The following is a 16,422-nucleotide window of genomic DNA, read 5'->3' on the forward strand; positions in this document are numbered from 1 at the left end:
GTGTGATTATGCCTGAATCCGAAAATGTCAGATTTGAAGTAACCCCTGGAACAACTGAATTTGATAAAATGATTTTTAAATTATTACAACCAGTTAATGATTTAGAAATTAAAAGTTTAGAATTTAATGGTGAACATTTTGATGAAGTTCAAGACGGTGTATATGTAATGCCTGCCTTAATGAGTGATGATTTAAATTTATTTTTTTTGATTTCTCAGTTAATTGCTAATGATTGGATTATTGCTTTTTCAAAGGCGACCATTGAGAATCAAATTGATGTTACTGATTTGTCTGAGCCAATACCTACTGGTGAGGGATTGAATCTTCTTGGGTCTGAATGTCCAATTGTTGCCAATCAAATATTAGATTATTTTTCTGAACTTTTTGAAAAAGGAAAAGGCGAGTGGAAAATGATCAAATAAAGGATGAGTTCGCTCATCCTTTATTTAATTTAAGCAATGAGGTGAAAAGATGTCTGAAGAAACAATTGACATGAATAGAATTCCCGAAAGTGTCGCTATTATTATGGATGGAAATGGAAGATGGGCCAAGCAACGTCATCTTCCTAGAATTGCAGGGCATAAGCGTGGAATGAATGTTGTTGAAGAAATTACGACTGAAGCCAGTAATCTTGGAGTTAAAGTATTAACTTTATACGCTTTTTCTACTGAAAATTGGAAACGACCAGCAGGAGAAGTGAGTTACATTATGAGTTTGCCTTCTACTTTTTTTAATAAGTTTATTCCGAATTTAGTGAAGAATAATGTACAGGTTAAGACAATCGGAGATATCTCCCGACTACCTAAAAAAACGCAAACTGCTGTTGCTAATGCAATTGAAGAAACTAAGGATTGTAAAGGAATGATTCTAAACTTTGCTCTTAATTATGGGAGTCGTTTAGAAATTATAAAGGCTACTCAAAAAATTGCTGAATCTGTAAAAAGTGGTAATCTTGAAATTAGTGAGATTGATGAAAGTTTATTTGCTGATAATTTAGAAACTGCAGGATTAAAAGACCCTGATTTGTTAATCAGAACAAGTGGTGAAGAACGAATTTCAAATTTTTTACTTTGGCAAATTGCTTATAGCGAATTAATTTTTGTAAATAAATTGTGGCCAGATTATCATGCTAAGGATTTTAAACAAACAATTATTGATTTTCAAAATCGACATCGTCGGTTTGGAGGATTAATTAATAAATAGGAGTGAATTTTTATGAAACAAAGGATTATGACTGCATTTATTGCATTACTAATATTTATCCCAGTAATTATAGCTGGCGGATATGTAATTGATTTTGCGGCAATTTTATTAGGTATCATTGCAATGTCAGAAATTTTTATTATGAAAAAGAAAATGATTATTTCTTGGGAAGCATTAATTTCTTATATTGGGGTAGCATGCCTAATTGTACCAACTAATTTTTCCAATTTTTTACCAGGTTATTTGAGTCCAGCTTTCATCTTTTATGTCTTAGTGATGTTATTATTATTAGCAACCGTATTTTCGAAAAATAAATTTAATTTTGATGATGCTGGCGTATATACACTTGGGATGATGTATATTGGCTTTGGATTTCACTACTTTATTGTTGCCAGACAAGACAGTCTAACTACTTTACTATATGCTTTGTTGATTGTATGGTGTACTGATTCTGGCGCTTACTTTGTTGGTAAATATTTTGGTAAGCATAAATTAGCTAAACATATTTCACCTAATAAAACTTGGGAAGGCTCAGTTGGGGGAACAATCATTGCTACCATTGTTTGTACGATATACTTAGCTTTCTTTCCAATTTCAGGAATTAGTTTAATTGCAATGATTGGCTTTACAATTATTCTTTCAATTTTTGGACAATTTGGTGATTTAGTTGAATCTGCTTTGAAACGCTTTTATGAAGTAAAGGATTCTGGGAAAATCTTACCTGGACATGGTGGGATTTTAGATCGTTTTGATAGTCTTTTGTTCGTATTACCCTTGCTACATTTATTAGGAATCGTTTAAACGAAAGGTTTGTGATGATTTGTTAACAACTATTATTATTTTTATAATTGTTTTTGGAATTTTAGTTTTCGTTCATGAATTTGGACATTTTATTGTTGCCAAAAAATGTGGGATTATGGTTCGCGAGTTTTCAATTGGAATGGGACCTAAATTATTTTTTTATCGGCATAATCATACTACTTATACAATTCGTCTTCTGCCTTTAGGTGGATACGTTAGATTAGCAGGTAGTGCAGATGATGACGAAGACGAAATTAAGCCTGGTTCAATTGTCAAACTTCAATTAAATGATGATGGAGTAGTTACTAAAATTGATTTAAGTAAGAAAAACAAGTTATTTAAAGGTATTCCATTTCAAGTTTCTGATGCTGATTTAGTTAACGGACTTTGGATTGAAGGTTATGAAAATGGGGATGAAGATGAACAAAAACGTTTATCAGTTGATCATGATGCTTTAATTACTCAAAAAGATGGAATTGAAGTTCAGATTGCTCCGGCAGATGTCCAATTTCAAAATGCTCCAGCTTGGAAAAAGTTATTGGTCAACTTCGCTGGGATTTTTAATAATATTTTATTAGCAATTGTAGCCTTTATGCTATTAGCTTTCCTTCAAGGAGGAGTAGGGACTAATTCTAATCAGGTACGTGTATCTGATAGTAGTCCACATGTCGCTAAAACTGCAGGAATCAAAGACGGTTATCGAATTTTAGCAGTGAATGGTGTTAAAACTAAAGACTTTCAAGCAATCGCTACTCAAATTGAAAAGCGACCTAATAAAAAGGTTAATTTAACAGTTCAATCTAAACATAGGGTTCAACACATTAAACTTGTAACTGATGCAAAACAAATGAATAAGCAAAAAATTGGTGTAATTGGGATTAAACAAACCTTAAATACTAGTTTTGGTGCTAAAGTAAAATCAGGATTTACTACTACTTTGTCAATGACGAAGAGCTTATTTGGGGCACTGTGGAAAATGGTTTCGGGACACTTCACTTTAAATAGTTTGGGTGGACCTGTAGCTATTTATGCTAATACTTCTGAAGCAACTTCGTTGGGCTTAGTTGGAGTAGTTCAATTTTTAGGATGGTTATCAATTAATTTAGCCGTGGTAAATTTAATTCCAATTCCAGCTTTAGATGGTGGTAAAATATTATTAAATTTGATTCAATTAATTAGAAGAAAATCACTTTCTGAAAAAACAGAAATGATTATTACTATGATTGGGTTCGTTTTTTTAGCGGGCTTAATGATTCTAGTTACTTGGAATGATATTATGCGTTATTTCATCCGATAAGATAGGAGTAAAAAATGAAGCAATCAAAAATGTTAATTCCTACGCAAAAACAAGATCCAACTGGTGCTGAGGCTATTAGTCATAAGATGTTAATTAGGGCCGGATATATTCGTCAAATTTCAGCAGGGGCATATGCTTATCTTCCAATGGCATATCGGGTTTTAGAAAAAATTGAACAGATTATTAAACAAGAAATGAATAAAACTGGAGCAAATGAAATGTTTCTTCCTGAAATTATTCCAGCCCAATTCTGGAAAGATTCAGAAAGATATGAAGCCTATGGTCCAGAATTATTTAAATTTAAAAATCGTCATGATACGGATTTTATTTTGGGTCCAACTCATGAAGAAACAATGACTGAATTGATAAAGGGGACGGTTAGTTCATACAAAAAACTTCCTTTAAATTTATATCAAATTCAGGATAAATTCAGGGATGAAGATCGGCCTCGCTATGGTCTCTTACGTAGTCGTGAATTTAGAATGTTAGATGCTTATTCATTTGCTTCAAATGATGAAGAGTTAGACACTACTTATAAAGAAATGAATGATGCCTTTAGAAAAATATTTGATCGAATTGGTTTAAATTATCTTGGAATCATTGGTGATAGTGGAAGCATGGGTGGTTCTGATTCTATGGAATTTTCAGCTCCCGCTGCGGTTGGCGAAGATACGATTGTTTATTCAGACGATAGTGATTATGCAGCAAACTTAGAAATGGCTACTGATATGTTTGTTAATAAAAAGTCTCATGTCGAAATGGGTGAATTAGAATTAGTTGATACACCTGATATAAAAAACATCAATCAGGTTGCTAAGTATTTTGAAATTGATAAGAATCAAATTATTAAGAGCCTATTATATATTGTGGATGGTAGCCCAGTATTAATCTTAGTCCGTGGAGATCAAGAAGTTAATCCTGCAAAAGTAAAAAACCATTTTCATGCTGATGAAGCAGATTTAGCAACATCTGATCAGGTTTCTGAGTATCTAGGAGTTAAGCCTGGTTCCGTTGGTCCTTTTGCAGTTGGAGATGAAATTCCAGTTTTAGCAGATGAATATGTTCAAAGTATTGTGAATGGAGTTGCTGGAGCTAATCAGACTGATAAGCATTATCAAAATGTAAATCCAGAGCGTGATCTTCCTGATTTGACGTATGGAGACTTTCGAATGATTAATGAGGGTGACATTTCCCCTGATGGTAGTGGGGTTTTGAAATTCACTAAGGGAATTGAAATTGGGCACATTTTTAAACTAGGTACTCGTTATACCGATATCTTAGGGGCTAACATTCTTGATGAAAATGGTCGACAAAAACCAATTATTATGGGTAGCTATGGAATTGGGGTAAGTCGTTTACTTTCAGCAATTTCAGAACAACAGGCTGATGAAAGTGGACTTGTTTGGCCAAAATCAATTGCTCCATTTGATGTGCACTTAATTCCTACTAATATGAAAAAAGTAGAGCAAGTAGAACTTGCTAATCAAATTTATGATAATCTTCAATCTACTGGGTTAGAAGTTCTAATGGATGATCGAAAAGAACGTGCGGGAGTTAAGTTTGCCGATTCTGATTTAATTGGAATTCCAATTCGAATTACAATTGGTAAAAAAGCTGACGAAGGTATTGTAGAAGTTAAAATTCGTAAAACTGGTGAAACAGTGGAAGCTAAAGTTGATGATCTTGAAAATACCATTGAAATTTTATCAAAAGAAATTTAAACCTTAAGACCAGACTTTAACTGGTCTTTTTGTTCGTTTAGGGAGGAGGAAAAAATGCCTTTAAATAATAAAGAAAAATTTAATAAATTATTAGATCAAATTAAAATTAATGATGAATACCGTTCTGAATTTGAAAATGCAGAAATTGAGCAAGTTCGAGTCCATCAAAAGTCAAAAAAATGGGATTTTCATTTTTTTATTCCTAAGGTACTTTCATATCAAGCTTTTATTAATTTTATAACAAGTTTGCAAGCAGCTTTTAGGGACATTGCAAAAGTTGATTTTTATATTCAAACACAGCAAACAGAATTAACTAATCGTGAAATTGGTGATTATTGGCAATGGGCCGTTAATAATTCCGGCATTCGTTCAAGTTTGTTACATGAGCTTTGTGATAATAATGTTCCCGAACTAGATGATGGACGGGTTAACTTTTATGCCGTTAATGAATTAGTAAGAGATTTTATGAACAATAAGGCAATTGATCCAATTTTAAATGCCTATCAAAAAGCGGGATTTCCTAAATTTACCATTAATACAATGGTGGATGAAACTGACTCACAAGAACGAATTAAAGCGTTAAAAGAAGCTAAGCGAGAACGTGATGAAAAACTAGCGAAACGAGCTCAAACTGCTGCTGCAAAAGCTAATGCTCAAAAGGCTCCGGCTAGTTCAGGAAATGTTATGATTGGACGCAAGATTGCTGATAATGTGGAAATTACTCCTTTAGAAAATATTACTGAGGAAGAGCGTTCCTTGGTGATAAACGGATATGTCTTTAGTAAGGAAATTCGGGCACTACGTTCAGGGCGATCATTAATGATCTTGAAAATTACTGACTATACTTCTTCAATTACCATCAAAAAATTCTCAAAAGACGATGATGAAGGAGCCAAGTTTGCTAACCTTGAAGAAGGTAGCTGGGTAACTGTACGTGGGAGTATTCAAGAAGATAATTATTCTCATGAACTTGCAATGAATGCTTATGATATTAATCCAGCAACTCATGAAGAACGCGAAGATACGGCACCCGATAATCAAAAGCGGACTGAATTACATCTTCATTCCAATATGAGCCAAATGGACGCGACAAATTCGATTACTGACTTTGTTAAACAAGCAAAAAAATGGGGTCATAAGGCAATTGCAGTTACTGACCACGATAACGTGCAAGCTTTCCCAGAAGCATTTAATGCCGCACAGAATAATGATATTAAAATGCTTTACGGAATGGAAGCCAATGTAGTTGACGATGGTGAACCAATCGCATTTAATGATAAACATGTAGGATTGAAAGATGCTACATACGTAGTATTTGATACAGAAACGACGGGACTATCAGCAATTTACGATCGGGTAATTGAACTTTCTGCAGTTAAGATGCAAGGAAATAATGTAATTGAAGAGTTCGAACAGTTTATTGATCCTGGATTCCATCTTTCGGAGCAAACCACTAATTTAACCTCGATTACGGATGATATGGTTGCTGGATCTAAATCTGAAGAAGAAGTTTTTAAAATGTTTCGCGATTTTTGTGGTGATGCAATTGTGGTCGGACATAATGTAACTTTTGATGTTGGCTTTATGAATACTGGATATGTTCGGCATGGTATGGAAAAAATGCAGAATCCAATTATCGATACATTAACTTTGGCACGTTTTTTATATCCAAATTACAAAAGCTATCGATTAAATACCCTTGCTAAAAAATTCGACGTTGTGTTAGAACATCATCATCGGGCAATCTATGATGCAGAAACAACCGGACATTTGAATTATCTTTTCTTAAAAGATGCTGAAGAAAAATATAACATTCAATATCATGATCAATTAAATGATCATATGACTGAAAATGATGCTTATAAACATGCCCGCCCCTTTCATGCAATTTTAATGGCTAAGACTCAAGCAGGATTAAAGAATCTCTTTAAGCTAGTTTCATTGGCTCACATTAAATACTTTTATCGTGTTCCACGAATTCCGCGAAGTGAATTAGAAAAATATCGAGATGGAATTTTAATTGGATCTGCCTGTTCAAGTGGTGAAGTTTTTACGGCAATGATGCAAAAGGGAAAACAGGAAGCTTTAGATAAAGCAAAATTTTATGATTATCTTGAAGTTCAGCCCCAAGCTGCTTATCAACCACTATTGGATTCCAAGCTCATTAGCGACCGAGGGAAATTACAAGAAATCATTAAAAATATGAATGATGTTGCGAACGAGGTTGATATTCCATTGGTTGCCACGGGAGATGCTCATTATCTCGATCCACATGATTATATTTATCGAAAAATTTTGATTAATTCTCAAGGTGGGGCTAATCCTTTGAATCGAAATGAATTACCAGATTTACATTTTAGAACCACTGATGAAATGTTAAAAGATTTCAACTTTTTAGGTGCAGATCAGGCTAAAAAAATTGTTGTTGATAATTCCAATCAAATTGCTGACTCGATTGAAGAAATTCATCCTTTAAAGGATAAGTTGTACACTCCAAAGATGGAGGGTGCTGAGAATGAAATTAAGCAAAGAACCTATGACAAAGCTCACGAATTGTACGGAGAGAAACTTCCTGAAATTGTAGAAAAACGAGTTGAGCGAGAATTAAAATCAATTATTGGTAATGGATTCTCTGTTATTTATTTAATTTCACAACGACTAGTAGCAAAAAGTAATAAGGATGGTTATTTGGTAGGTTCGCGTGGATCTGTTGGCTCTAGTTTGGTTGCTACGATGACTGGAATAACTGAAGTTAACCCTTTACCTCCTCACTACCGTTGCCCAAAATGTCATTATTCAGAATTTTTCACTAAAGGTGAGTATAGTTCCGGATTTGATTTACCAAAAAAGGCTTGTCCAGAATGTGGGGCAACGCTTATTGGTGATGGGCATAATATTCCCTTTGAAACATTTTTAGGTTTTAAAGGAAATAAAGTTCCTGATATCGATTTAAATTTCTCTGGTGATTACCAGGCAATTGCCCATAATTATACAAAGGTTTTATTTGGGGAAAAAAATGTATATCGAGCTGGAACAATCGGGACAGTTGCAGATAAAACAGCTTATGGTTATGTAAAAGCTTATGAAAGGGATACTGGTAAACATTTTCGGGGAGCTGAAATTGATCGACTAGCTAAAGGAGCAACTGGAGTTAAACGAACAACAGGACAACATCCAGCTGGAATTATTATTGTACCTGACTATATGGATATTTATGATTTTACGCCCATTCAATACCCCGCTGAGGATCAATCATCTGCTTGGCAAACGACTCATTTTGATTTCCATTCCATTCATGATAATATTTTGAAAATGGATATTTTGGGTCATGATGATCCGACGATGATTCGAATGCTCCAAGATTTATCTGGAATTGATCCTTATACAATTCCGATGAATGACGCTGGAGTGATGTCTATTTTTAGTAGTCCAAAAATTTTAGGAGTAACTGAAGAGCAGATTCAGTCTAAAACTGGAACTTTAGGAATCCCTGAATTTGGAACCCATTTTGTGCGTGGAATGTTGGAGCAAACGCATCCACAAAACTTTTCCGATTTATTACAAATTTCTGGATTATCGCATGGAACCGATGTTTGGTTAGGAAATGCTGATGAATTAATTAAAGATGGAACTGCTACGATTTCGAATGTTATTGGGTGTCGTGACAATATTATGACTGATTTGATTAATTATGGAGTTGATTCAGAAACTTCTTTTCAAATTATGGAAAAAGTTCGTAAGGGTAAAGGAATTAAGGACGAATGGCAGCAGACAATGCGCGATGCAAATGTCCCTGACTGGTATATTGATTCATGTTTGAAGATTAAATATATGTTTCCAAGAGCTCATGCTACCGCATATGTTTGGATGGCACTTAGAATTGCATACTTTAAGGTTTATTTTCCATTAGTATACTATGCGGCTTATTTCTCAGTTAGAGCGGATGACTTTGACGTTGAAGCGATGGCTCACGGTAAGAAATCTGTTAAAAATGCGATGAAAGCAATTGAAGATAAAGGAAACGAAGCTTCTACTAAAGAAAAGAATTTATTAACGGTATTACAGCTGGCAAACGAAATGATTGAACGAGGCTTTGAATTTGAAATGATTGATCTCAATCGTTCAGACGCTTCAGAATGGCTAATGGATGGCAATAAATTAATTGCTCCATTCAGTGCGGTGCCAGGATTAGGGTTGAACGTTGCTAAACAAATTGTAGCAGCTCGGGCAGACAAGCCTTTCATTTCTAAAGAAGATTTGGCTAAACGTGGCAAGGTGTCTAAGACGATTATTGAATTTATGAATAAAAATGGAGTGCTTAAAGGCTTACCTGATGAGAATCAACTTAGCTTATTTGATATGATGTAATTCTTTAATTGTAGTAATGTCTTGAATATGTTATATTAAACACAGTAATTAAAAACTCTTTTAAGGGTGAGCAGAAATGCTCGCCCTTTTTATTGAAAAATTTTGGAGGTAAATAGTTGAGCGAAGTTAGCGAAATTATTGATAAAGTTACCGACACTGTTCAACCAATTCTAGATGAAAATAATTTTTATCTATATAGCGTTGAATATGTACAAGAGGGTGGAAGTTGGTACCTACGAGTCTTTATCGATAAAGATAAGGGGATTTCAATTGATGATTGTGTCCTTGTTAGTGATCAATTAAGTGAAAAATTAGATGAAATCGATCCTGATCCATTTGCAGATCAATATTTCTTAGAAGTTTCCTCTCCTGGTGCAGAACGACCATTAAACAATGAAAAAGACTATCAAAATGCGATTAATGATTATATCAATGTTTCTCTCTATCAAAAATTAGATGGAAAGAAGATGTACGAAGGAAATTTAAAGACATTAAATGATGATGATTTAACTTTAATTGTTAAAGATAAAACTCGTCGCAAAGAAGTTACGATTCCTCGTAAATTAATCTCAAAAGCGAGATTAGCAATTGAATTTTAGTTAGGAGAAATAATATGAGTAAGGAATTAATAGGTGCTCTAGATGCATTAGAACAAGAAAAGGGCATTAAAAAAGAAGTTGTGATTGCAGCTCTTGAATCAGCTTTAGAATTAGCTTACAAACGTAATTATGATCAAGCTCAAAATGTTCAAATTGATTTTGATGAACGTAAGGGTAATATGAACGTTTATGCTGTAAAAAAAGTAGTTGATGAAGTTGCTGATCCACGTCTTGAAGTTAGTTTAGATGAAGCCCTAGCCATTAATCGTGGTTATGAACTAGGTGATGAAATCAAATTTAAGGTTAATCCAGAAGACTTTGGTCGAATTGCAGCACAAACAGCTAAGCAAGTTATTATGCAACAAGTTAGAGAAGCCGAACGTGAGACCGTTTATAACAAATACAGTAAGTATCAAGATGACTTAATTAATGCTGAGGTTGAACGTCAAGATAATCGTTTTGTTTACTTGATGATGAACGGTGTAGAAGCTGTTATGGAACAAAATGATCAAATGCCAAATGAAATTTATCGACCACAAGAAAAAATTAAAGTATATGTTACTAAAGTTGATGATTCTGCTAAAGGACCTCAAGTTTTTGTGAGTCGGACGGCACCGGGCTTATTAAAACGTTTATTTGAACAAGAAGTTCCTGAAGTTTATGATGGAATTGTTGAAATTGTTTCAATTGCTCGTGAAGCTGGTGATCGGTCTAAAGTTGCAGTTCGTTCTCATGATGCAAATGTGGATCCAGTGGGAACTACAGTTGGGCCACGAGGACAACGAGTTCAAGATATTGTTAACGAACTTGGCGGGGAAAATATGGATATTGTGCAATGGGATGAAAATCCAGCTCAGTACATTGCTAATGCATTGAATCCGGCTGATGTTTTGGATGTTATTTTTAAAGATGGTGAAGAAAAGTCATGTACGGTGATTGTACCTGATGATCAGCTTTCCCTTGCGATTGGTAAACGTGGGCAAAATGCCCGTTTAGCAGCTCGATTAACGGGATATAAAATTGATATCAAACCTGAATCAGAAATGAATTCAGCAAATATTGAAGACCAACCTGAAGAAGAAACTACTGAATCTGAAGATTAATATCTGAGAGGAATCTAGTTATGAAAACACGTAAAGTACCAATGCGAAAAGATGTTATTTCGGGAGAAATGTTTCCTAAGCGTGAATTAGTTCGAATTGTACGTGATAAAGAAATGAACGTTTCATTAGATGATTCTGGAAAAAAGCCAGGACGTGGCGCTTATGTTCGAATTGATGTTGAAGCCGTTAAAAGTGCTAAAAAACAACATTTGTTAGATCAAGTTTTTGATGTTGAGTTAACGAATGATTTTTATGATAACTTGATTGACTATGTTGATCATATTCAAGCGCGGGAAGAATTAAAACGCAATGACAAATTATAATCAGATACTAAATCTTTTGGGAATTGCACGTCGGGCTGGTAAGATAGTTTCAGGAGAAGAAATTGTTTTAAACGGTATTAAAAAAGGAAAAGTCAAATTTCTTTTGATTGCTTCTGATACTGGTGTCAGTACTACTAAAAAATTTTTAAATAAAACTGAGTTTTATAAAGTGCCATTTAATCATGAAATTACTAAAAGTGATTTAAGTGATGCGATTGGTCAAAGTCGAACGATTGTTGGAGTCACAGATAATGGTTTTGCGAGGAAATTAAATGAATTAAACGAATAATAAGGAGAGTGATTCTATGCCTAAAAAGAGAATTTATGAATTGGCCAAAGAATTAAATGTGCCAAGTAAAAAAATCCTAACAGCCGCTCAAGCTAAAGGATATGATGTTAAAAATCATATGTCCGGGTTAGATGCCGCTGAAGAAAAGACGGTAAGAGGAATGCTAAGCAACCATAAAGAACCTGCTAAAAAATCAGCAGTTAAACCTGCAAGTACTAATAGTACTCATGCAAATAATTCCCACCGAGCTGCTGCTTCACAAAGTCGGAATTCAAATGGTACTAAATCAACTAGTAATCGTACGAATAGTAACCATCAAAATAATCACTCACATAATAGCCACAGTGTAAATAGCAATGCACAACGCAATAATAGTTCGCAAAGAACTAATAGTAAGTCACAAACTACTAATACTAACCACGCTAAAAGTACTAATTCAACTCAAACCCGATCAACTACTAATACCAGTGGTAGTGGTAAGTTTGGTGGTAGCTTAAATAACCGAAATAACAAGAAAAAACGACGTAATAACCGTAAGGGACGAAATCCATTTGCTGGAATGTATTCAAAGAACCAACGAATTCGGCAAAATAAGAAAAAAGGGCCTTCTGTTCGTAAAAATCGTCCACTACCAGAAGTGTTAATGTATGAAGATGGAATGAATGCTCAAGACCTAGGTAAGCTTTTACATCGTGAACCAGCTGAAATTATTAAGAAATTATTTATGCTAGGAATGATGGTTAACCAAAACCAATCACTTGATAAAGATGCAATTGAAGTATTAGCTGAAGATTACGGAATTAAAGCTCAGGAAAAGAAACATGTTGATGTCTCAGATATTGATAAGTTCTTTGAAGAAGCCGAAAACAATAAAGATTACGAAGCCCCACGTCCTCCAGTTGTAACAATTATGGGACATGTTGATCATGGTAAGACTACTTTACTTGATTATTTGAGACATTCTCACATTACTTCGGGTGAAGCCGGAGGAATTACTCAAGCAATTGGTGCTTACCAACTTCATCTTGATGGAAAAGATATTACCTTCTTGGATACCCCTGGACATGCAGCGTTTACTGAAATGCGTGCACGTGGAGCTAATATTACTGATATCACTATTTTAGTGGTTGCAGCTGATGATGGTGTAATGCCACAAACTGTTGAAGCAATTGATCATGCTAAGGCTGCTGGTACCCCAATTATTGTAGCTGTTAATAAAATTGATAAAGCTGGCGCAAATCCTAATCACGTTAAAGAACAATTAATGGGTTATGGATTGGTACCTGAAGATTATGGTGGTGATACAATTTTTGTTGATATTTCTGCTAAAAATGGTACCAACGTTGATGATTTGCTTAACATGGTTCTTCTTCAAGCTGATGTAATGGAACTTCAAGCTAATCCTAAGCAAAATGGAGCTGGATCAGTAGTTGAAGCTCGTCTAGATCGTGGAAAAGGACCAGTGGCAACTTTGTTAGTACAACAAGGTACTCTTCATAAAGGTGACCCAATTGTGGTTGGTGATACTTTTGGTCGAGTTCGAACCATGACAAATGAACTTGGACAAGAAATTGAATCTGCTACTCCTTCAACACCAGTTGAAATTACTGGTTTAAATGATGTTCCAGAAGCTGGAGATCGTTTCGTTGTATTTAATGATGAAAAAACTGCTCGGGCTGCTGGAGAAGAACGTGCTAAAGAAGCGCAAATTGAAGAACGGAAGCAAAATAACCGTGTTACGCTTGATAACTTGTTTGATTCAATGAAACAAGAAGATATGAAGCATGTTAACGTTATTATTAAAGCGGATGTTCAAGGATCCGTTGAAGCACTTGCTGGTAGTTTGAATAAAATTGATGTGGAAGGCGTTAATGTTAACGTTATTCACTCATCAGTTGGAGCAGTTAATGAAAGTGATATTGCACTTGCTAAAGCAAGTAATGCCATTATCATTGGATTTAATGTTCGTCCTACACCGCAAGCAAAAATTCAAGCAGAAACTGATAAGGTTGATATTCGTCTATATCAAGTTATTTATAATGCCATTGATGATGTAACTGCTGCTATGAAAGGTAAACTTGATCCAACTTTTGTTGAAGAAGTTACTGGTAGTGTTGAAGTTCGTCAAATCTATAAAGCCTCAGCAGTTGGTACGATTGCTGGAGGAATGGTAAATGATGGTTACATTAAGAGCGATAGTAAAGTTCGTTTGATTCGAGATAATGTGGTTAAATACGATGGTGAAGTTGGTAGTTTGAAACGTTTCAAAGATGATGTTAAAGAAGTTAAACAAGGTCATGAATGTGGAATTACTATTGAAAACTACAACGACATCAAAGAAGGCGACGTAATCGAAGCTTATCAAATGAAAGAAGTTGCTCCAAAGTAATAAATTAGGAAGGAGACGATTGTAATGGCTCAATATCGAGTTGGAAGATTACAACAAGAAATTCAACGAGAAGTAGATGACATTCTACTTAAACGAGTTCGTGATCCTCGAGTCCAAGGGATAACAATTACTGGAGTTAAAGCTACTGGTGATTTACAACAAGCTACTATTTTTTATAGTACTTTGAAAGATGATGAAAAATCACAAGAACAAGTTCAAAAGGGTCTTGACAAAGCTACTGGTTTAATTCGTGGTGAGCTTGGACATCGTCTAAGTATTTACGTTACTCCTGAAATTCATTTTGAAAAAGATCAATCAATTCAATATGGAAGTAAAATTGATGAATTGATTAATAAATTAAAGCACGAACAATAATAAAAGTGGCTGAGGACTGATTGTTCTCAGTCATTTTTGCGTATGTATATTAATGAGGTGAATACATGATTACCGGAATAATTCCTTTATATAAACCATTAGGCATGACTAGCTTTGATTGTGTCAGTAAAATGCGACACATTACCCAGCAAAAAAGAATTGGACATAGTGGAACTTTAGATCCCAATGTTGACGGAGTTTTGCCAATTTGTTTAGGTAATGCAACTAAAGTTGTTGATTTTTTAATGGCTTCGGGAAAAGTTTATCAAGGTGCAATTACTTTGGGATTTTCAACAACTACAGAAGATTTAGATGGGGAAATTGTAGCTGAAAACCATGAGTTTCAGCCCTTAACTGGTGAACAGATTCAAGCTGGATTAAATAACTTTGTCGGTGAAATTACTCAAATTCCCCCAATGTTTTCAGCTGTTAAGGTAAATGGACGGAGATTGTATGAATATGCTCGTCAGGGAGAAACGGTGGAGCGTCCTAAACGAATTGCGAACATTGAGTATTTTAAACAATTAGGACAATCAATTATTGATAAAGAGTCACATACGCAGACGATCTTTTTTGAAGTTGGCTGCGGTAAAGGAACTTATGTGAGAACTTTAGCCGTTGATTTTGGAAAACAATTTGGTATTCCAGCGGTGATGTCTCAATTAACCAGAGTTAAAAGTGGTGGATTCACTGTGGATGAAACGGTGACTTTTGAACAATTAGAACAAGCAGCTCAAACGGAGTCTTTAGATACACTAATTTATCCAATTGGAAAAGCTTTAGAAAACTACGTTAAAATTGATTTAACGGAACAGCAATGGGTAAGAGTTAAAAATGGAAACTTTCTTCATTTTGGTGAAGTTAATTCTAGCGACGAACACATTTTACTTTGCTACCATGGAATTGATAGAGCATTATACGTTCGTAATGAAGCAAAACAGCAATACAAACCATTCAAAATGTTTAATCTTGATTAGGGGTAATTATGGAAATCATCAATTTGTCTTATCCAATTAATAAAAAAATTGAATTTAAACAACCAGTTATTTTGGCAATGGGCTTTTTTGATGGAGTTCATTTAGGTCATCAAGCTGTAATTAAACAGGCCAAAAAGATAGCCACTACTAAGAGAATTCCTTTAGCAGTACTCACATATGATCATCATCCCGCTTTAGTTTATAAAAAATTAGAGGGTAATGAAGCTCGCTATCTTTCCCTCAAGGAACGAAAATTACACTTGTTTAAGAATTTGGGTGTTGAAATTGTATATCAAATAAATTATAACTATGCATTTCAGGCACAGAGCCCACAGGCATTTGTAGATAATTTTTTAGTGCAAATGAAAGTGGATACAGTAGTTGCTGGATTTGATCACACTTATGGAGCAAAAAAAGCTACGATGGGTGATTTGCCAATCTATGCCAAGGGAAGATTTGAAGTTGTGACGGTTCCAGCTGATCGAATACATGATAAAAAAATTAGTTCAACGAGAATTCGACGTAATTTAGAACAGGGACATTTAAAAACTGTCAATGAATTATTAGGGTATCAATTTGAGACTAGTGGTACGGTAGTGCATGGTTTGGCTAGGGGAAGAACTTTAGGTTTTCCTACCGCTAATGTAGTTGGTAGCGAATTGCAGCAGCTTCCTTCTGAAGGAATTTATATTGTTAGCATCTTAGTTAACGGAAATTGGTTGCCAGCAATGGCTTCAATTGGAAGAAATGTTACTTTTGGTAATCATAATCCGATTACTATTGAAATTAATATTCTGGATTTCAATGAAAATATTTACGGAAATGAAGTTAAGGTTCGTTGGAGATTTAAAATGCGAGATGAAGTTAAATATACGGGAGAACAAGCTTTAATTGAGCAGTTAAAGCGTGATGAACTTCAAACGAGATTATATTTTACTAAAGAACAAGCTTAATTCTTGACCTTTACCTGATTCCTT

At 34.6% G+C, this 16,422-nt stretch carries 14 protein-coding genes; all 14 read left to right on the forward strand.

What is annotated here, in order from left to right; translation table 11 throughout:
- The first annotated feature begins 8 nt into the window (after positions 1 to 8).
- The 14 genes from AC0GLY_RS03100 to ribF all read left to right on the forward strand — a co-directional run bounded on the left by AC0GLY_RS03100 (position 9) and on the right by ribF (position 16,398).
- Positions 9 to 422 (forward strand): hypothetical protein, encoded by a 414-nt coding sequence (locus tag AC0GLY_RS03100; RefSeq protein ID WP_496612068.1) that lies wholly within the window; start codon positions 9 to 11, stop codon positions 420 to 422.
- Positions 423 to 471: 49 nt separating this feature from the next.
- A complete protein-coding gene (uppS, locus tag AC0GLY_RS03105; protein ID WP_496612069.1) occupies positions 472 to 1,203 on the forward strand; it encodes an undecaprenyl pyrophosphate synthase in 732 nt (243 codons plus the stop codon).
- A gap of 12 nt (positions 1,204 to 1,215) precedes the next feature.
- Positions 1,216 to 2,004 carry a phosphatidate cytidylyltransferase gene (locus AC0GLY_RS03110; protein ID WP_496612070.1) on the forward strand — a complete coding sequence of 263 codons (789 nt, stop codon included), beginning with the start codon at positions 1,216 to 1,218 and terminating at the stop codon, positions 2,002 to 2,004.
- 19 nt (positions 2,005 to 2,023) lie between these two features.
- Complete coding sequence (rseP, locus tag AC0GLY_RS03115; protein WP_496612071.1) at positions 2,024 to 3,301, forward strand: RIP metalloprotease RseP; 1,278 nt, start codon at positions 2,024 to 2,026, stop codon at positions 3,299 to 3,301.
- Between the two features lie 14 nt (positions 3,302 to 3,315).
- A complete protein-coding gene (locus tag AC0GLY_RS03120; RefSeq protein ID WP_496612072.1) occupies positions 3,316 to 5,022 on the forward strand; it encodes a proline--tRNA ligase in 1,707 nt (568 codons plus the stop codon).
- 54 nt (positions 5,023 to 5,076) lie between these two features.
- Complete coding sequence (locus AC0GLY_RS03125; RefSeq protein ID WP_496612073.1) at positions 5,077 to 9,390, forward strand: PolC-type DNA polymerase III; 4,314 nt, start codon at positions 5,077 to 5,079, stop codon at positions 9,388 to 9,390.
- 116 nt (positions 9,391 to 9,506) lie between these two features.
- On the forward strand, positions 9,507 to 9,989 hold the full coding sequence (gene rimP, locus AC0GLY_RS03130; protein WP_496612074.1) for a ribosome maturation factor RimP: 483 nt from the start codon (positions 9,507 to 9,509) through the stop codon (positions 9,987 to 9,989).
- Between the two features lie 14 nt (positions 9,990 to 10,003).
- Positions 10,004 to 11,092, forward strand: a complete 1,089-nt coding sequence (gene nusA, locus AC0GLY_RS03135; protein WP_496612075.1) for a transcription termination factor NusA — start codon at positions 10,004 to 10,006, stop codon at positions 11,090 to 11,092.
- Positions 11,093 to 11,112: 20 nt separating this feature from the next.
- Positions 11,113 to 11,415 (forward strand): RNase P modulator RnpM, encoded by a 303-nt coding sequence (gene rnpM / locus AC0GLY_RS03140; RefSeq protein WP_496612076.1) that lies wholly within the window; start codon positions 11,113 to 11,115, stop codon positions 11,413 to 11,415.
- The gene (locus AC0GLY_RS03145; RefSeq protein ID WP_496612077.1) at positions 11,402 to 11,704 is read left to right on the forward strand and encodes a L7Ae/L30e/S12e/Gadd45 family ribosomal protein; all 303 of its coding nucleotides are present in this window, start codon (positions 11,402 to 11,404) and stop codon (positions 11,702 to 11,704) included. Before rnpM ends, AC0GLY_RS03145 begins: the two co-directional genes overlap by 14 nt.
- A gap of 16 nt (positions 11,705 to 11,720) precedes the next feature.
- A complete protein-coding gene (gene infB, locus AC0GLY_RS03150; protein ID WP_496612078.1) occupies positions 11,721 to 14,093 on the forward strand; it encodes a translation initiation factor IF-2 in 2,373 nt (790 codons plus the stop codon).
- 24 nt (positions 14,094 to 14,117) lie between these two features.
- A complete protein-coding gene (gene rbfA, locus AC0GLY_RS03155; RefSeq protein ID WP_496612079.1) occupies positions 14,118 to 14,468 on the forward strand; it encodes a 30S ribosome-binding factor RbfA in 351 nt (116 codons plus the stop codon).
- A 65-nt stretch (positions 14,469 to 14,533) separates the two neighbouring features.
- Positions 14,534 to 15,445, forward strand: a complete 912-nt coding sequence (gene truB / locus AC0GLY_RS03160) for a tRNA pseudouridine(55) synthase TruB (protein WP_496612080.1) — start codon at positions 14,534 to 14,536, stop codon at positions 15,443 to 15,445.
- Positions 15,446 to 15,453: 8 nt separating this feature from the next.
- Positions 15,454 to 16,398, forward strand: a complete 945-nt coding sequence (ribF, locus tag AC0GLY_RS03165) for a riboflavin biosynthesis protein RibF (protein WP_496612081.1) — start codon at positions 15,454 to 15,456, stop codon at positions 16,396 to 16,398.
- The last annotated feature ends 24 nt before the right edge of the window (positions 16,399 to 16,422 follow it).

The organism is Fructilactobacillus sp. YLN 2507, from assembly GCF_059614085.1.